This is a genomic window from Gardnerella piotii (genome assembly GCF_049815665.1).
Taxonomy (GTDB): Bacteria; Actinomycetota; Actinomycetes; order Actinomycetales; family Bifidobacteriaceae; genus Bifidobacterium; species Bifidobacterium piotii.
In genome coordinates this window covers 174,896-193,748 of record NZ_CP187450.1, presented here as the reverse complement: position 1 = coordinate 193,748, position 18,853 = coordinate 174,896, and the positions used below count along the sequence as shown (strand labels likewise).

14 protein-coding genes are annotated in these 18,853 nt (G+C 46.3%); 12 read left to right on the top strand and 2 right to left on the bottom strand.

The window, feature by feature from the left end; translation table 11 throughout:
- Window positions 1-485: 485 nt before the first annotated feature.
- A complete protein-coding gene (locus ACPEIW_RS00775; protein WP_004131519.1) occupies window positions 486-2,723 on the bottom strand; it encodes an RNA degradosome polyphosphate kinase in 2,238 nt (745 codons plus the stop codon).
- A 609-nt stretch (window positions 2,724-3,332) separates the two neighbouring features.
- Here ACPEIW_RS00775 and ACPEIW_RS00770 point away from each other — a divergent pair.
- The 3 genes from ACPEIW_RS00770 (at window position 3,333) to ACPEIW_RS00760 (ending at window position 6,120) form a co-directional block, all read left to right on the top strand.
- Window positions 3,333-4,064: an MIP/aquaporin family protein gene (locus ACPEIW_RS00770; RefSeq protein ID WP_425663834.1), complete on the top strand. Its 732-nt coding sequence runs from the start codon at window positions 3,333-3,335 to the stop codon at window positions 4,062-4,064.
- 171 nt (window positions 4,065-4,235) lie between these two features.
- Window positions 4,236-5,285: a glutamyl-Q tRNA(Asp) synthetase gene (locus ACPEIW_RS00765; protein WP_425663832.1), complete on the top strand. Its 1,050-nt coding sequence runs from the start codon at window positions 4,236-4,238 to the stop codon at window positions 5,283-5,285.
- Between the two features lie 34 nt (window positions 5,286-5,319).
- A complete protein-coding gene (locus ACPEIW_RS00760) occupies window positions 5,320-6,120 on the top strand; it encodes a YggS family pyridoxal phosphate-dependent enzyme (RefSeq protein ID WP_425663830.1) in 801 nt (266 codons plus the stop codon).
- Window positions 6,121-6,187: 67 nt separating this feature from the next.
- Here the strand turns inward: ACPEIW_RS00760 and ACPEIW_RS00755 are convergent, their stop codons facing one another.
- On the bottom strand, window positions 6,188-7,003 hold the full coding sequence (locus ACPEIW_RS00755) for a fumarylacetoacetate hydrolase family protein (RefSeq protein ID WP_425663828.1): 816 nt from the start codon (window positions 7,001-7,003) through the stop codon (window positions 6,188-6,190).
- 273 nt (window positions 7,004-7,276) lie between these two features.
- Here ACPEIW_RS00755 and clpB point away from each other — a divergent pair, with 273 nt between their 5' ends.
- The 9 genes from clpB (at window position 7,277) to gatB (ending at window position 18,800) form a co-directional block, all read left to right on the top strand.
- The gene (clpB, locus tag ACPEIW_RS00750; RefSeq protein ID WP_425663826.1) at window positions 7,277-9,871 is read left to right on the top strand and encodes an ATP-dependent chaperone ClpB; all 2,595 of its coding nucleotides are present in this window, start codon (window positions 7,277-7,279) and stop codon (window positions 9,869-9,871) included.
- Window positions 9,872-10,050: 179 nt separating this feature from the next.
- Window positions 10,051-11,391, top strand: a complete 1,341-nt coding sequence (locus tag ACPEIW_RS00745) for a DNA recombination protein RmuC (RefSeq protein ID WP_174190940.1) — start codon at window positions 10,051-10,053, stop codon at window positions 11,389-11,391.
- A 57-nt stretch (window positions 11,392-11,448) separates the two neighbouring features.
- Complete coding sequence (locus ACPEIW_RS00740; RefSeq protein ID WP_425663824.1) at window positions 11,449-12,297, top strand: hypothetical protein; 849 nt, start codon at window positions 11,449-11,451, stop codon at window positions 12,295-12,297.
- 57 nt (window positions 12,298-12,354) lie between these two features.
- A complete protein-coding gene (locus ACPEIW_RS00735) occupies window positions 12,355-13,161 on the top strand; it encodes a TrmH family RNA methyltransferase (protein ID WP_425663822.1) in 807 nt (268 codons plus the stop codon).
- 131 nt (window positions 13,162-13,292) lie between these two features.
- A complete protein-coding gene (locus tag ACPEIW_RS00730; protein ID WP_425663820.1) occupies window positions 13,293-14,297 on the top strand; it encodes an ATP-binding cassette domain-containing protein in 1,005 nt (334 codons plus the stop codon).
- A complete protein-coding gene (locus ACPEIW_RS00725) occupies window positions 14,294-15,283 on the top strand; it encodes an ABC transporter permease subunit (RefSeq protein ID WP_425663818.1) in 990 nt (329 codons plus the stop codon). Before ACPEIW_RS00730 ends, ACPEIW_RS00725 begins: the two co-directional genes overlap by 4 nt.
- 144 nt (window positions 15,284-15,427) lie before the next feature.
- Window positions 15,428-15,724 (top strand): Asp-tRNA(Asn)/Glu-tRNA(Gln) amidotransferase subunit GatC, encoded by a 297-nt coding sequence (gatC, locus tag ACPEIW_RS00720; RefSeq protein ID WP_004114131.1) that lies wholly within the window; start codon window positions 15,428-15,430, stop codon window positions 15,722-15,724.
- Window positions 15,725-15,726: 2 nt separating this feature from the next.
- Window positions 15,727-17,268 (top strand): Asp-tRNA(Asn)/Glu-tRNA(Gln) amidotransferase subunit GatA, encoded by a 1,542-nt coding sequence (gene gatA, locus ACPEIW_RS00715; RefSeq protein ID WP_425663816.1) that lies wholly within the window; start codon window positions 15,727-15,729, stop codon window positions 17,266-17,268.
- 32 nt (window positions 17,269-17,300) lie between these two features.
- Window positions 17,301-18,800 (top strand): Asp-tRNA(Asn)/Glu-tRNA(Gln) amidotransferase subunit GatB, encoded by a 1,500-nt coding sequence (gene gatB / locus ACPEIW_RS00710; RefSeq protein ID WP_410293906.1) that lies wholly within the window; start codon window positions 17,301-17,303, stop codon window positions 18,798-18,800.
- Window positions 18,801-18,853: the final 53 nt, after the last annotated feature.

Here is an 18,853-nt window from a genome sequence, read left to right as displayed (position 1 = left end):
TTAGAGCGTAGCGCGAATCGACTTGCATGAGCGCTTAAAGCGTAGCGCGCGAATGCACTTCGATTCGCTGATCCGCTCAAAACAGAAGCACTGCTTCTGTGCGGCGAAGACGTTAGCGCGCTTAGGCCGCGCTAACGATTTTCCAATTCGGAGCGCTGAGCTTGCTCAAAGTTGAAAGCACGGTGTGCTTTCAACGCAAGTAAAGCGCTTTGACTGAGCTTGAAATTGCATAACGCATTTCAAGCTCCTTCAAAGCGTGATTTGGCTCAAATGTAAAGTCCAGTGGACTTTACATGCCAAATCAGCCGAGCGGCTACTAATAGCCGCGAGGAATAGCGCGCTGTAACGCGCGAACTATTTGCCAAATTTGGTACAAAGTCGGGAAACCGCCAGCGTTACAAACGTCTCGCGAGCGAGACAAATGTAACGAATTCGGAGCGCAAAAAAGCCAGAGCTAAACGCCCTGGCTTTTTGCTAATAGTAAGTTAATTAACGCCGCGCGGCTTACGCGTATGCGTGCGAATCAAGTATTCCTGGCTATCTACCAATGGCCTGCCTTCTGCATCGCGAGAATGCAACGTGTAAGTGCCGTCGCCATCCATCCACCAAGAAACCGTTGAATCCGCCATTTGCAAATCAATGTATTGAATCAACGCTTCCACCTGGTCTGGAGCGCTTATGCGAACCAGCGTTTCAACTCGCCTATCAAGGTTGCGGTGCATTAGATCTGCCGAGCCAATCCACACTTCTGGGCCACTTGCAGGACCATCGCCAATTTGCGGACCGCAAGAATTAGCAAAAGCGTAGATTCGGCTGTGCTCAAGGAATCTGCCAAGAATAGAGCGAACGCGAATATTCTCGCTCAAGCCTTCAATGCCAGGCTTTAGCGAGCAAATTCCACGCTCCACAATGTCAATCTTTACGCCAGCTTGAGCTGCACGATACAAAGCGTCAATCGTCTTTTCGTCAACAACAGAATTGACTTTAATCTTAATCCACGCTTCTTTTCCAGCAAGAGCCGCCGCCTCTTCCCTGCGGATTCGCTCAATAATGCCAGTCCGAACTGTGCGAGGAGCTACAAGCAAGCGATGGAAGCTAGACTTTGGAGCATAGCCCGAAAGCTGATTAAACAAGCGAGTCAAATCTTGGCCAACTACAGGGTCGCAAGTAAGCAAGCCCAAATCTGTGTAAAGGCGAGCCGTCTTAGGATTGTAGTTGCCAGTTCCAACGTGGCAATAGCGGCGCAATCCTTCGGCTTCTTGGCGAACCACAAGCGAAAGCTTGCAATGAGTCTTTAATCCAACAATGCCGTAAACAACGTGAACGCCTGCACGCTCAAGCTTACGTGCCCAAGCAATGTTAGCGTCTTCGTCGAATCGCGCCTTAATCTCCACCAACGCAAGAACCTGCTTGCCAGCATGAGCCGCGTCTACAAGTGCGTCGATAATCGGCGAATTACTAGACGTGCGGTACAGCGTTTGCTTAATTGCAAGCACTTTTGGATCTGCCGCCGCCTGCGCCAAGAACGCCTGAACAGAAGTAGAGAACGAATCGTAAGGGTGATGCAACAAAATATCGTGCTCGCGAATCGAAGCGAAAATATCTTGCGCGTGGCTGGTTTCCACTTCTGCAATCTGGCGATTTGTAGTAGGAATAAACGGACGATACTTCAAATCTGGGCGATCTAGAGCTTGCAACTCAAAAAGAACCGTCATATCTAGCGGCGAAGGCAAACGATAGACTTCCTCTGGACTTACTCGCAATTGATTGGCCAGCAGCTGCGACAAGAATGGGCTAGCTTCGTCGGAAATCTCAAGACGAATAGGCGGCCCAAATCGGCGGCGCAAAAGCTCCTTTTCCATAGCGTTGAGCAAGTTTTCTGCATCGTCTTCCTCAACGTCAATATCTTCGTTACGCGTAACGCGGAATGAGCGAGCTTCCTTAATAATCATGCCTGGGAAAAGCGATTCCAAATGTGCTGCAATCAACTTTTCCATAGTAATGAATCCGTAGCGCTCTTCGCGGCCTTCTTCGTCTGTTAAATCATCAACTGGAACAAGACGATTCAAATTATCTGGAATCTTCACGCGAGCAAAATGCGACTTTCCAGAATTTGGATTTTCTACAATAACAGCCAAGTTGATTGACTTGCCAGAAATATATGGGAACGGGTGTGCAGGATCCACTGCAAGTGGCGTTAATACTGGGAAAACCTGCTTGCGATAATAGTCTGAAAGCCTATCTTTTTCGGATTGCGTAAGCTTATCCCAACTGAGCATAACAATGCGCTGCTTAGCAAGTTCTGGCAAAATGTGGTCAATAACATAATGCGCATGCTCATCTTGACGACGATGCGTAACCTCGCTAATTGCGCGCAATTGTTGACGCGGGCTAAGCCCACTTGCTGCGGTTACTGCGATTCCCGAGTCGATTCTGCGCTTTAAGCCTGCAACTCGAACCATAAAGAACTCGTCTAGATTGGACGCAAAGATGGCTGCAAAATTAGCGCGTTCAAGAAGTGGTAAATCGGTATTTTGCGCTAGCTCAAGCACGCGACGATTGAACTTTAACCAGCTAAGCTCGCGGTCAAAGAAGCGATCTTTTGGCAACGGTAGCTCGCCCTCACGAGCTTCACGCTTTTCTGCCTTTTCGTCTTCGGCGATGTGCTCTGCAATTTGTCCGCGCAGAATCGCCTTTGAGGGAGCGTCAAAAATTTGTACCATACTCCGTAATTGTATGCGCTGTAAGGGATGTGCGCGACTGAGTGTCGGCGGCTGCGAGTGCTCGACACGCCGATATCTTCAATATGTGAACGCATTTGAACATGACAACCATTGCATATTCACAAAATGATGCAAAACCGTCTATTTTTTATGTGCGAATGAACACTAATTACAATATGTTAACAAAAGCAATTTTGCACTTTACTATTAAGTAAAAAGCAGCAATAATAATAATCACAAGAACAAATTAAAAGAGCGGTAACCCACAAAAATGTATGGATGTTAGATTCCAATTACGTTGGACGGATACTTAAGACTTTTACCGTTGCAACGAGGATGTTGTGCAGATGAATCCGCAAGATTGTTTTTGTAGTAAGAGGCTCGCCAAGGTGGTGAGCCTCTTTTGATGCACGGAAGTTTTACATGCGTGCGAGCGCTGGTTGGCTACTCCCCACACCATCGTACATACATACTGTCTGGCTCTTAGGGGAAACTATCAAAGAATAATTGTTGGAAAAATATTGTTAAAATTCATTTTCTTAGCTTCTTTGAAAATGATTTATTAAATAAGAGCAAAACAGCAAAACAATTAAGAAGGATCGAAGGACCATGCAACATTCATTTACAGTAATGTTGGCAGCCGAGTTTATTGGAACTGCCATTCTTATGATTTTTGGCAATGGAGCTGTTGCCAATGTTGAACTTAAAAACACTAAAGGTCATCACGCAGGCTGGCTAAACATTGCTATGGGCTACGGTTTTGGTGTTATGTTCCCAGTGCTAATGTTTGGCGGAATTTCTGGCGCACACATAAATCCTGCTATGACAATTGCGCAAGCTGTAAATGGCATGTTCCCGTGGCAAAATGTTGCACCTTATATTGTGGCTCAGCTTTTGGGCGCGTTGGTTGGCCAGCTTATTGTGTACGTAACTTATTTGCCACATTACAACGAGACAGAAGAGCCAGAGGCGATTCTTGGCACTTTCTGCACTACGGATGCTTACAATAACAAGCTTAACTACTTCCTAAACGAATTCTTTGGCACGCTCGTGCTTGTTTTGGCAGCTCTTTGCTGCCTTACTTCTCCTTGGGGAGAGAAGAATTTGGCTGGCGCTTCAATCGTAGTTGGCTTTGTTGTTTGGGGATTGGTGACTTCTATGGGCGGCCCGACTGGTCCTGCTTTGAATCCTGCTCGAGACATTATGCCGCGCTTACTTCACGCCATTTTGCCGATTCCACACAAGGGTTCTTCTCGCTGGAGTGAGGCGTGGATTCCAGTGGTTGCTCCTACTGCTGGCGCAATCTTGGGCGTACTTATGTTTAAGTCGCTATTTGCGTAAAACATTTGCTTTTAACTGTTATTTATTGCGGTTGATTGTGATTAATTGCGATTAATTGCGGTTGTAAGAAGCGTGTAATGCTAGTATGAATGCGTTACGCGCTTTTTATTTTACAAGTTTATGTTTTGCAAGCTTGTGCTTGTTAATAAAGGTATTAAGAAAGACGGAATAATGTTTTCGAAGTCAACTATTGCAATTGGACGTTTTGCGCCAACTCCTTCTGGGCGTATGCATATTGGCAATATGGTAGCAATGTTGGCTGCTTGGCTTTCTGCAAAATCGCAAGGTGGAAGCATGATTTTGCGTCTGGAAGATCTTGATATTGCACGCATGCCGAAGGATGCTAGCGCGCGAGTGATTGACGATTTGCATTGGGCTGGTCTTGATTGGGTTGGTGAGCCGATTTATCAGCATAATCGCAATACAATCTACCAAGAAGCTCTTGAGGCGCTAGAATCTTTGCAAGACGACGACGGAAATTCGTTGATTTACCCTTGTTTTTGCTCGCGTTCCGATATTCGAGCGATTGCAGCTCCGCAAGAAGGCGACGGATTTATACGCTACCCGAGTACGTGCAGAAATCTTCGTAAAAACGCGGAAGGTTTGGCGCAAATCGAAAAGCGTTTGCAAAATAATCAGCAACATTCTTTGCGACTTGCTGTTCCCTCGGCTGATTCGCCGCAAGCGAATGTGAGTTTTATGGACGCGATTTTTGGCGCGCAATCATTTAACATTAATCGCGATTTGGGCGACATGGTGATTCGTCGCGCTGATGGCGTTTTTTCCTACCAACTTGCGGTTGTTGTTGACGATGTGCTTTCGGGAGTAAACGATATTGTGCGCGGCCGCGATTTGTTGCGTTCTGCAGCGTTGCAGATTTGGATTGGCGAACTGCTGGAAAAATCAGGATTTTTTGCGGCTCACGGTGTGCATTACGTGCGTCCGCAATTTGCACACTTGCCGCTAATTGATAACGCTCAAGGCGAGCGACTCGCAAAAAGTAAGCATTCTTTAGACGTTGGCGCGCTTCGTGAATCTGGCTGGAGTGCCGAGCGCATGATTGGCTATTGCATGTATCTTTTGGGATATAAAAATCCTGGGCAAACTCTCCCTGTAGACATGAGCGCTGCAGATGCGCTTGCGTTGTTTGAAAGCCTTGACACGCCGTGGGATTCTGTTCGCGCAAACTTAGCAGACAAATCCGTGCCCTTCCTCGACTAAACTATGTATTTAGACTGATAGATTGGGGCAATAAATGGCATATATGACGCAAAAAGATTTGGCGAATACTGAGGTCGATTGTGTTCGCGCGCGTCAAATTGCCGACGGTGTACACAGCGTGCAAGACGCCATTGCTCAAGCCGAATCGCGTTATGGGCGCAAAGCTGAGTCTATTAAGCTGCTTGCTGCAACTAAAACGCGCGATGTTGGGGAGATTATGGCGGCGCTTAAAGCTGGAGTGCGCGTAATTGGGGAAAATCGTCCGCAAGAAATTGTTGCAAAAGCCGAGATTTTACGCGCGGAAGCTGCTAAAGAAGGCTTAAATTTTGGTGTAAACGGCGAAATTTCGCTCTACTTAATAGGTCAGCTGCAAAGCAATAAAATAAACAAAGTCTTGCCTCTTGCAAATGGGATTCAGTCAGTTGACGGCATTGAGCTTGCGCAAAAAATATCTACGCGCGCGAAAAATTTGGGACTTTGCACAGACGTTATGCTGGAAGTGAACGTTTCGGGAGAAGCTACAAAATCGGGGTGCATGCCAGAACGCGCGATTGACGAAGCACTCGCTATATCTAGTTTGCCATCGCTTAATTTGCGCGGATTTATGACGCTTGGAGCGCGCGTGAATGATGAAAAAATAGTGAGAAGCGGTTTCGCAAAATTGCGAGAAATTAGAGATTATGTGAGTGAACAACTCGCGCAAGATTATGATGGAGACTCTGCAAAATTAGAGCTTTCAATGGGAATGTCTGGCGATTTTGCGTGGGCGATTGCCGAAGGTTCGACGATGGTTCGAATCGGTTCGGCAATCTTTGGCCCGCGCGCATTTGTGTAATCTTTGTGTAATCTTTGTGTAGTCTTTGTGTAGTCTTTGTGTAGTCTTAAGTCAAATCAATAATCGCTCACGCATGCATAATCACATTGCGCAGCGAACCAATGCCATCTACATGCACAATTGCTTCGTCGCCAGAGTGCAAAGTTCCTGCAGGATACGGCGTTCCTGTCAAAATAACATCTCCTGGAAGAAGCGTTGAGAAGCTTGAAATTGCAGCAATTTGCTGTGGAATGCTGTGAATCAATCGCGCTGTAGTGCCGTCCGCCTCTGGCACATCTTTGCCATTAAGCGTAAAGGATATATGGGAATCGCGCCAATTTAGCTCAGTTGTAATCCATGGGCCTAGTGGGCAAGAAGTGTCGAAGCCCTTTGCGCGCGTAAACATTGGGTCACTGCCTGCGCAATCGCGCAAAGTCACGTCATTTACGCAAGTAAAGCCAAAAACATAGTCCATTGCGGTGTCTGCCGACACATTTTTGGCAATCTTGCCCATAACAACAGCCACTTCTGGCTCAAAATTCATATCGTTTGAAAAAGCAGGAATAACAATCGGATCGTCTGGGCCGACTACAGAAGTACTCGGCTTTGTAAAAATAACCATATCTGCAGCAGTATGCGAAGTTGCCGCAGGAGAAGCGTCGCGCTCTTCAGCAGAACGCGTATCGTAGTTTTTTGCCAATCCGTAGACTTTTGAAGGAATTACCGGTGCAAGCAGGCGCACGCCATCGGCGTCTAGCTCGTAGCGTTTGCCGGTTGGCTTAACTCCTTGAGGGCTTAATGGGTGGCCTTCCAGTGCTACTAAATAATCCTTGCCGTCTGTTTCGTCTTTTTGAACAAACGCGTATTGAGGAACTTCATTATAGGAAAAACGTGCAATTCTCATATTTTTAAGATTACGACATATTTAATACTTATTTATTTTTGATACTTATTTATTTTTGATATTTGACTGACGACTTTGCGATTGACGACTTTGCTGCGGAAAAGTCGCAAGCAACCGAAGATTTAAGGAAACGCCACAAACATCTTGAAAACAAAACTTGAGTGTAGTAGACTCAAGTTTTAGAAATTGACAGAATGTGGTTTGAGTGCAATCGCAAAAAGTGCACGCAAATCACCTAAAATCCGCTAGATAGCGGTGCAAATGGGGGTAAATATGGAACAAAAGTTTACAACCTTAGCGCAAGATGCATTAAGTGATGCTGTGCAAAGCGCGGCTGCAGCTGGCAATGCGCAAGTTGATACGTTACATTTGGCAGATGCCTTACTTCGCCAAGAGCAAGGCGTAGTGCGCGCGCTTATTGCGCAGGCTGGTGCAGATGCGCAACAAATCGGAGCAGAAATTCGCAACGCATTAGTGGCATTGCCTTCATCTACTGGCTCAACTACAACTAAGCCAGATGCAAGTCGTCAGCTTTTAGCTGCGCTAAGTCAAGCCGAAAAAGAGATGCGCGAAATGGGAGACGAATACGTTTCTACGGAACACATGCTTATTGGCATGGTTGCAAGCGCGCCGAATGCTGTTGCAGATATTTTCAAAAAGCACAATGTTTCGGCAGATGCGTTGCGCAAGGCTGTGCCAACTGTGCGCGGAGGTGCGAAAGTGACAAGTCCGGACGCGGAAGGCAACTACAAAGCGCTTGAAAAATATTCGGTTGATATGACTGCGCGCGCTCGTGAGGGAAAGCTTGACCCTGTGATTGGGCGCGATCAGGAGATTCGCCGCGTGATTCAGATTCTTTCTCGCCGCACGAAGAACAATCCTGTGCTAATTGGCGAGCCTGGCGTTGGTAAAACGGCAGTTGTAGAAGGATTAGCTCAGAGAATCGTTGCAGGAGATGTGCCTACGACTTTGCAAAACAAGCGTCTTATCAGTCTCGATTTGGCTTCGATGGTTGCAGGTTCTAAGTATCGCGGAGAGTTCGAGGAACGCTTAAAGGCAGTGTTGAAGGAAATTCAACAATCAGACGGTCAAATTATTACGTTTATTGACGAAATTCACACTGTTGTTGGCGCAGGATCTGCAGAAGGTTCAATGGATGCTGGCAATATGCTTAAGCCAATGCTCGCGCGAGGTGAGCTGCGCTTGGTTGGCGCAACTACGCTTAACGAGTATCGCGAGCATATTGAAAAGGATTCCGCTCTTGAGCGCAGATTCCAGCAAGTATTTGTTGGCGAGCCATCTGTTGAAGATACGGTGACGATTTTGCGTGGGCTTAAGCAACGTTACGAAGCGCATCACAAGGTGACGATTAGTGACGATGCAATCGTAGCTGCAGCAACGCTTTCAAACCGTTATATTACTGGCAGACAGCTTCCAGATAAAGCGATTGATTTGGTGGATGAAGCGGCAGCTCACTTGCGTATGGAGCTTGATTCTCAGCCAGAAGAGATCGACGAATTGCAGCGCAAAGTTACGCGTCTTGAAATGGAAGAAATGCAATTAAAGAAAGCGGAAGATGCCGCCGCGCGCGAACGCTTAGAAAAGTTGCAGGAAGAATTAGCAAACTCGCGCGAAAAGCTTGCTGGTTTGAAGGCGCGTTGGGATGCGGAAAAGGCTGGCCATAACAAGGTTGGCGATTTGCGAGCGCAACTCGATGCTAAGCGCGTAGAAGCCGACAAATTCACGCGCGAAGGCAATTTGGAGCAAGCAAGCCGTATTTTGTATGGCGAAATTCCAAGCATTCAAAAAGCTTTGGAAGAAGCGGAATCACAGGCTGCTAATGCTAAGAGTGAAGCGAAAGAGCCAATGGTTCCAGACCAGGTTGATGCTGATTCTATTGCTGGAGTTGTTAGCGAATGGACGGGTATTCCTGTTGGTCGCTTGATGCAAGGCGAAAATGAGAAGCTGCTCAACATGGAAAAGGAGCTTTCTAAGCGCGTTGTTGGTCAAAGCGAAGCAATCCAGGCTATAGCGGATGCTGTGCGCAGAAGCCGTGCTGGAATTGCAGACCCGAATCGCCCGACTGGTTCGTTCCTATTCTTGGGTCCTACTGGCGTTGGTAAGACGGAGCTTGCAAAGGCTCTTGCTGACTTCTTGTTTGACGACGAGCGTGCAATGGTTCGCATTGATATGAGCGAGTACATGGAAAAGTCTTCCGTTTCTCGTCTAATCGGTGCTGCTCCTGGCTACATTGGCTACGAGGAAGGCGGTCAGCTTACTGAAGCTGTGCGTAGACGCCCGTATTCTGTAGTGCTTTTTGACGAAGTTGAGAAGGCACATCCAGAAGTATTCGACGTTTTGTTGCAGGTTTTGGATGATGGTCGTTTGACTGACGGACAAGGTAGAACGGTTGATTTTACGAATACGATTTTGATTATGACATCAAACTTGGGTTCGCAATTCCTTGTGCAAGAAGGCTTGGACGATGCTGCTAAGCGTAAGGCTGTTATGAATGCTGTTCACGCTGAGTTTAAGCCAGAGTTCATCAACCGTTTGGATGAGCTTGTTATGTTCCATCCGTTGAGCCGCGAAGAGCTTGGCGGAATTGTGGATATTCAAGTTCGTCAAGTGGCTGCACGCTTGAGCGACCGCCGCATTAGCTTGGATGTGAGCGATTCTGCTCGCGCTTGGCTTGCAGAGCATGGCTATGATCCAGTTTATGGTGCTCGTCCGTTGCGCAGATTGGTTCAAACGGAAATTGGCGATCAACTTGCGCGATTGCTGCTTTCTGGAAAGGTGCATGATGGCGCTCGCGTAGTTGCGGATTGTGAGAATACTAGCGATCATGTGACTCTCAAGATTGCGTAGTGCCTGCATTCTTCAATGTAGCCAAATAATGTAGCCAAATAAAACAAAGCGTGCTGTTTATTGGAGTATTCCCCAGTAGGCAGCGCGCTATTTTGTTGCATAACGCTTATTTTTCTATGCAATAATACGCGTGTCTAATTATGTTTCAAAAGTCGAAGCAGTAGTGTTTAATAGAACGTATGTTCGATAATATTGTGATGTTTGTTTTAATGGTGGTTGCTGTTGTAATAACCGCCATTGTTGTGCTGGCTATTGTTAAGCACAACTCTGGAACGCAAGGCGCTAATGGCGTAAACCAGCGCGAATTTAACGAATTGCACTCTCAGTATGAACAAGCGCGCGCTCAAGCGCAAGAAAATGGCAATCAGGCTATACGATATCGCACGCAAGCAGAGCAGCTTGCTGAGCGATTAAAGTTTGTTGAAGCAGAACTTGCTAAGGCGCAGCAAGCAGAGCAATTGCGAGTGAATCGCGAAGAGCAATTGCGCACAGAGCGAGAAGAACGCGAACGGTTAAATCGTGAGAAAACTTTGAAAGAGCAAGGCAAAGTCTTGGAAGCGCTTGCTCCAGTAAAAGACAATCTCGAAGCTTTGAAGAATAAAGTTTCGCAGATTGAAGAAGGGCGTAAGCAAGAAATGGGTGCGCTGAACACTCAGCTTAAAGGCTTAAGCGAGCAGCAAGCAAGGCTTGACCGCGAAACAAGTTCGCTTTCTGCAGCATTGCGAAATAATAAGGTTCGCGGAGCTTGGGGCGAGGCTCAACTAAAGAATATTGTGGAATCTGCAGGTTTGCTTGAGCATGTTGATTTTGATACGCAGGTTGTTGTAACGGGAGTAAATGGCGAACAGCAGAGGCCAGATATGGTTGTGCATCTGCCAGGAGGCAAAACAATTCCAGTTGATGCAAAAGTTCCATATGCGGATTATCAGCGCGCTTGCGAAATCCCAGATAACGCAAGCGACGAAGAATTAGCTAGAAGAAGTGAGCTTCTAAAAGCGCACGCTAAAGCTTTGCGAGAGCACGTTAGAGCATTAGGAGCTAAAGCATATTGGCAGGCTTTTGAAACAGCACCAGACTTTGTAGTTGCATTTATTCCAAACGAAGCATTGCTTCAGGCAGCTCTTGAGGCGGATCCAACGCTTATGGATGATGCTTTTGCGCAAAAAGTAGCCCTCACTTCCCCAGTTACTTTGTGGGCTGTGCTTAAGTCTGTTGCATACGCATGGCAGCAGCAAAGTCTTACAGATGATGCAAAAGAACTTTTCGATTTATCTCGAGAATTGTACGATCGCTTTGCGGTTCTTGGAGAAAATGCTTCAAAACTTGGCGTATCTTTGGCAAGAACAGTCGCAGCTTACAATAAGTTTGCTTCTTCGCTTGAGTCTAGAGTGTTGGTAACAGCGCGTAAACTTCAGAAGTTAGACCAAAGTAAAGTTATTGCTTCAATAGATCTTATAGATTCCGATAAAGCTGATGTTAAAGAGCTGAGCGCTCCAGAAGTATCAGTAGAAGATCGTTAAGCATAAAAACATCAAAGCGTCAAAAATTTAAGAACTCTAAACGCTAAGGAGTGCAAAATGACAGAATTACAAGAGAAACGCGCGGAACTTAAGCGCATGCTTTGCGCAGATATGAGTGCGAAACCATTTAGCGAACTGTTTTCTGTTACTTTTAATCAGCGAGGCTCCAAGTTGGTTGGAGATGTTCTTTTTGATGCGATTGAGAAAGCTGGGTATTCATTAGAACGCGATGTTGACGCCATTGGTGCGTTAACTGCTGCTGCAGTGCCTATGGTTTTTGCACTTATTCATGCTGCAGAACGTAAAGGAATTGCGCTCGACGGCTTCGTTATGGATTTTGTTTTCCCTGCAACAAAAGGTCCGTCTGTTAAAGGCAAGCGAGTATTGTTACTTGACTCTTGGCTTTCTGAAAAATCGTATGTTCAAACTTCTTCGCTTGTGACTTTACGACACGGCAATGAATTAAGTCTTGATTTTGGCATTGTTAATCAGCAAGGCGCGCAAATTCTTGCTATAGTTGCATTAATTGGTGGTGTTGACGCCGACAAACAAGGCACAAGGCATCTTCAATTAGTAAATCCAATAAGTGAGGAGAGTACTAAAATGGCATTTGTTCAAGCTTTCGGTGAAGAAGAATTACGCGCAGATGCAGAACACGAAGATTGCTGCAACGACAACTGCTGTGGCGGTCATTGCGAGGTTAAATGCACGGGAGATTGTGCTAACGATGGTTGCACTGAGCCGTGCTGTGAAGATAATTGCTGCGGTGGCCATTGCAAAGTAGAGTGCACTGGTGATTGCAAGCATGACGGCTGCACTGAGCCATGCTGTGAAGACAATTGCTGTGGCGGTCACTGCAAGTCAGGTTGCACAGGCGATTGCGCAACAGACGGCTGCCAAGACTAGTTGCAAATACTAGCTACCAATACTAAGCAAAAGTATTAAACGGAGCAAAACTTATACATGCACGAACCGAATCCAATTACTTTGGCTGCAAAAGCTTCCGATGAGCCAGAATTTCGACCTATAGGAGTTGGCCCGTGGGAAGAAGAACACCCAGGTGAGCCTCGTCCAGATAATCCAGAATCGCCAAATTACGATGCGCGGTTTAGCACTGAATTACTAGACGAAGGCGATCAGCGTAACGTTCTAGATTGCTACCGATACTGGAAAGTAGAAGCTATAAAAGCGGATCTCGATTCTAAAGGCCGTCATGAGTTTGAAGTAGCTGTAGAAAATTGGACTCACGATTTCAACATAGGCTCTATGGTTCGCACTGCAAACGCATTTACAGCGAAAAAAGTGTATATTGTAGGGCCTCATAAATGGAATCGTAAAGGCTCGTTAATGACTGAGCTTTACCAATACGTTGAGTGCTGCCCAACTATTGAAACTCTAGTAACTAATTGGCGCGAAAATATAGCACGAGAAACAGAAGAAGCGCATCAACTTTTGCTTAAAGCACAGGCAGATGGCAATAAAGAAGCCGAAAAAATCGCAAATATCAAGGAACAAGACGCTAAAAACGCTCGCGTTATAGCGCTCGATATTATTCCAGGTGCTGTTGCTATGGAAAACTACAAGTTCCCTAAACGTTGCCTTATGCTTTTTGGTGCAGAAGGTCCAGGTCTTTCTAAAAAAGCACTAGAGATGGCGGATGACGTTGTTTACATTTCGCAATTTGGCTCTGTTCGCTCGCTAAACGCAGGAGCAGCCGCAGCTGTTTCCATGCACGCGTGGATTGCGCAACATGCAGCACCAAATTGCTGAGTCTTAATAAAATCTTAATTAAAATTTCAGCAGCAGAATCTCATCAGTAATGTTAATTAAAACGCATTAGCCTGTACTCATAAACACTTACATTTTATGTGCATTTTTTTTATTTGTGATATTGTTAATTTATGTTAGAATTTCAACATATTACAAAACGTTTCGGCGCAAAAACAGCGCTTAACGACGTTTCTTTCGTCGCCGAAGACGGTAAAGTCACGGGCTTTTTAGGTCCTAATGGCGCTGGTAAATCTACCACCATGCGTTGCGCGTTAAATCTTATTCATGCCAATAGTGGTACTTCTCTTATTGACGGCAAACCTTACGCAAAAATTGCCTCTCCAATGACGGAAGTTGGAGCAGTTCTTGACGCAAAGTCTGCTCACAGGGGCCGTACGGCTTACAATCACCTGTATTCATTGGCTTTAACTCATGGAATATCAAAAAAGCGCGTTGACGAAGTGATTGATATTACTGGATTATCAAGTGTTAAAACCCGCAAAGCGGGATCCTTCTCGCTCGGTATGAGTCAGCGTCTTTCTATTGCTGCGGCACTTTTAGCAGACCCTCACAATCTTATTTTGGACGAGCCAATTAACGGCTTAGATCCAGAAGGTGTTAAGTGGGTTCGCGAATTGTGCAAGTATTACGCAAGCGAAGGCCGTGCAATACTACTTAGCTCGCACTTAATGAGCGAAGTTGCGCTTACTGCAGATAATCTTGTGATTATTGCGCATGGCGAAATTTTGGAGCGCACAACGGTTCAAGATTTTGTTGACGCGCATTCGCAGCACGCTGTGAGACTTGTAACTCCAGAAGGCGAAAAACTACAGTCTGTGCTTGCTCAAAATAATCCTGAATGCAAGATTTTGCCAGATAATCGCACGCCTCAAGACGTTCAAGAAGGCGAACTTTTTAGAATAACAGGATGTGAGCTTAATCAGCTTGCTCGCGAAATTGCGGATAATCAAATTTTGGTATATCAGCTTAATTACGAGCACGCGTCACTTGAGGAAGCATATTTGGCTCTTACACACGGTCAAGAGCAGTATGTAACGAAGGCTGTTCCTAGCAACGGCGCGAAGCCAAGTGAACAAAACGTAGAGCAATCTAACAATAAGGAGAGTGCAAAATGAGTGAGCAAGTAGCAAATCAACAAGTGCAATCTTCTGAATCTAACGCACATCAGTCTAACGCGTATAAAACAGGTCGCAGCATGAACGCTCAGCACTTGCGCCTTACATTTATGCACACGCTTAAATCTGAGATTGTTAAGTTGCGTGGACTTGCGTCCACTTGGTGGTGCATGGCATTAGCTATTGTTTTGCCAGTAATCTTTAGCTTTATTATTGCGATTGTGCAAAAAGCAATGTCTAAAGTTGACATTAAGAATGGAGCAAATCAAGGTAGATCAAGCGCTGCAATTACTGTTGGGCCGAGCAATAAAGGCAGCCTTATTGCATCTCAAGATAGCATTTTCCACTTAGTTATTAGTTTTGCTTCTGTATCTTTGATTGTTTTGTCGATTTTTGCAGTGCTTGCTGTAACCGCGGAGCATTCTACAACTTCAATTCAGGCTTCTCTTACTGCTGTACCTAGAAGGGGTATGTTCTTTACGGCTAAGTTTATTGCTGTTGCAATCTACGTTTTTGTGGTGCAACTTATTGCAATGGCAGTTTCGCTAGGCGCTGCAGAATTAGCTTTTATAGGAGACAGCACTTCTGGATTATCTGGAAGCAACGCGTGGAAATTGCCTCTTACGCTATTTCTTGGATCTCCTGCAATTATGGTTGTTGTAGCAGCAATGGCGTACGGCTTTGGCATGATTTGCAAGTCAACTGCTGGCGGAATTATGTGCGTTATTGGAGCCGTGATGATTTTGCCTAGTGTTCTTAGCATTATTATGTTTGCGAGCAATTTCGCGAAGTGGAATTCAATACTTATACAGCTTTTGCCAGCCACAGCGGTGGAGAAATTCTTGGGCAGCTCCCCTAATTCGGGTGCACAGCTTCCACCAAACGCATATGTTTTTACATGGTGGCAATCAGGCTTGGTGGTTCTCGCTTGGGGCGTAGTCATGTATGCAATTGGCCACATTGTTGAAAAACATCGCGATATCTAAAATATTTAAATATTCTGCAAATAATTTTGCAAAAACAATAAGGGCTTTACTCTGTAGATTCAAAAGATTTGACTACAAGATAAAGCCCTTTTTGCATAATTTTTGCTATAGCAAAGGTCACGCATCACACATATAGTTGAGGTTATGCCAACATTCACACGCGAAGAAATTGAGCATCTGGGCGTTCTATCCCAGATTGCGCTTAGCGACGAAGAAATCAGTCGCTTGCAAGGCGAATTAAACGTCATTGCAGAATCTATTAACAAAGTGCAGGAAGTTGCTGGCGAAGATGTGCCACCTACTGCAAATCCAGTACCTCTTGAAGCGTATTTGCGCCCAGACGAGCCTGCTACGCCATTGACTCAAGAAGAAGCGCTTTCTGGCGCTCCTAGAAGCGAGTCTGGCATGTTTGTAGCACCTCGAATTTTGGGGGAGGAATAAACATGACTAATACTCAAGATTTAGTAAAGCTTTCTGCTGCCGATATGGCAAAAGCTGTAAAAGCTAAAGAAGTTTCTAGCCGCGAGCTTGTTGAAGCTCACTTGGCAGTAATCGAAGCAGCCGAACCAGAAATCAAAGCATTCTTGCACGTTTCTGCAGATGTTGCACTTGAGCAAGCAGATGCTTTTGATAAAAAGAATGCTAATGGCGAAGCTGAAGGCTTGCCTGAACTTGCAGGCGTTCCAATTGCCATTAAAGACATGATTGTCACTAAGGGCATTCCAACTACTGCAGCATCTAAGATTCTCGAAGGCTGGGTTCCACCTTACGATGCTACTGTTATTGAAAAGCTCAAGGCAGCTGGCATGCCAATTCTTGGCAAGACTAATTTGGATGAGTTTGCTCAAGGTTCCTCTACCGAGCATTCCGCTTACCAAACCACTTGCAATCCTTGGGATACTGAGCGCGTTCCTGGCGGTTCTGGCGGCGGCTCTGCTGCGGCCGTTGCTGCATTCGAAGCCCCTATTGCTTTGGGTACAGATACTGGCGGTTCCATTCGTCAGCCAGGCGCTTTAACTGGTACAGTCGGCGCAAAGCCAACTTACGGCGGAGTTAGCCGTTTTGGTGCAATCGCTATGGCAAGCTCCTTGGATCAGATTGGTCCTGTTTCTCGTACCGTTCTTGACTCTGCACTTTTGCAGGAAATCATTGGCGGCAACGATAGGCGCGATTCTACTTCTATTCCAGCTCCTGTTCCTCCAATGGCTCAGGCTGCGCGCGAGGGCGCTCGCCGCGATTTGAAGGGCGTAAAGGTTGGTCTTGTTAAAGAGCTTAGCGGCGACGGATTCCAGCCAGGCGTTGAAGCACGCTTTAATGAAGCTGTGCAGTTGCTTAAGGATATGGGTGCAGAAGTAACAGAAGTTTCCTGCCCTCACTTCCCTTACTCGCTATCTGCATACTACATAATCATGCCTTCCGAAGTTAGCTCCAACTTGGCTCGCTACGACGGAATGCGCTACGGTTTGCGCGTAATGCCACCAGCAGACAAGCCTCAAACTGCAGCAAACATGATGGCTGCAACTCGTGAAGCTGGCTTTGGCGACGAAGTAAAGCGTCGTATTATTCTTGGCACTTACGCACTTTCTGCTGGCTACTACGACGCTTGGTATGGCTCTGCACAAAAAGTTCGTACGCTTATTATTCGCGACTTTGAAGAAGCGTTTAATAAGGTAGATGTTCTAGTCTCTCCAACAAGCCCTACAACGGCATTTAAGTTTGGCGAGAAGATGAACGATCCACTTTCCATGTACATGAACGATATTGCTACGATTCCTGCAAACATGGCTGGCGTTCCAGCTTTGAGCCTCCCAGCTGGCTTGAGCGATGATGGCTTGCCTGTTGGCATTCAGATTATTGCTCCGCAATGCCATGATGAAAAGATGTACAAGCCTGCAGCAGCGTTGGAAGCAGCGCTCGAAGAAAAATGGAGCGGCCCAATCTGGAAGTCGCTTAAAGCTGGTTGGCTCGATTCATTGGCTAAGTAAAGTGAAATAAAGCTTAAATAAGAAGGATTCTCATGGCTGAAAAACTTATGAAATACGCCGATGCTGTGGAGCAGTTTGACCCAGTTTTCGGCTTGGAAACTCACGTTGAGCTTAGCACGCGCACAAAGCTGTTTTGCCCAGCAGAAGTATCTTTTGGTGGCGAGCCAAATACTCAGCTAACTCCTGTAAGCCTTGGTTTGCCAGGCTCTTTGCCAGTTGTAAACAAGACTGCAGTTGATTACGCGATTAAGCTTGGCTTAGCGTTGCATTGCGAGATTGCTGAGTGGAGCCAGTTCGCTCGTAAGAACTACTTCTACCCAGATATGCCTCGCGATTACCAGATTTCCCAGTACGATAAGCCAACTAATGGCAACGGCTACTTGGATGTTGAGCTGGAAGATGGCACTGTGTTCCGCGTTCCGATTGAGCGCGCTCACATTGAGGATGACGCTGGTAAGAATACGCACGTTGGCGGCGCTGACGGCCGAATCGAAGGCGCAAATCATTCTTTGGTTGATTACAATCGCGCAGGCGTTCCTTTAATCGAGATTGTAACTAAGCCAATCGAAGGTGCGGGTAGCCGCGCTCCAGAAATCGCAGGCGCATACATGCGCGCTATTCGCGATATTGTTCGCGCTCTCAACATCTCCCATGCTCGTATGGAGCAGGGCAATATGCGCGCAGACGTAAACGTTTCGCTCCGCAGAAAGCCAACCGATCCATTCGGTACGCGCTCTGAAACTAAGAATGTGAACACATTCCGTGGAATTGAAAAGACGCTGCAATACGAGATTCGTCGCCAGGCTGCTATTTTGAGCGAAGGCGGCGAGATTTTGCAGGAGACTCGTCACTGGGATGAGGCAACTCAGACTACTGCTGGCGGCCGTGTAAAGTCCGACGCCGACGATTATCGCTACTTCCCAGACCCTGATTTGGTTATGCTTCACATCACTAAGGAGCATATTGAGCGCATGAAGGCACAAATGCCAGAAATGCCTCGCGAGCGCCGTAACCGTTTGCAAAGCGAATGGGGCATTAGCGATCTTGAAATGCGAGATATTCTTAACGCGGATGCTCTTGATTTGGTTGAAGAAACCGTTAAGGCTGGTGCAAGCGCTGCTGGCGCTAAGAAGTGGTGGCTTGGTGAGCTTGCTCGCGAAGCAAACACTCGTGGCGTCACTTTGGAAGAATTGCCTATTACTCCGCAAGATGTGGCGCAAGTTGAAAAGCTGATTGCAGACGGTAAGCTTAACGATAAGCTCGCTAAGCAAACTGTTGCATGCGTTTTGGCTGGCGAAGGCACGCCTGATGAAGTTGTTAAGAAGCACGGATTCAAGGTTATGAACGATGACGGCGCTTTGGAAGCCGCTGTTGATGCTGCTCTTGCAGCAGACCCAGAGGTTGCCGAAAAGCTTAAGTCTGGAAATATGAAGCCGATGGGCGCGATTATTGGCGCCGTTATGCGTGCGACTAAGGGTCAAGCAGACGCTAAGGCCGTTACTAAGATTGTAATGGCAAAAATCAAAGGCTAGTTTAGATTAGCTTTTACTTTGCACTTTTTGCGCTTTATACTTTGCGTTTTAAC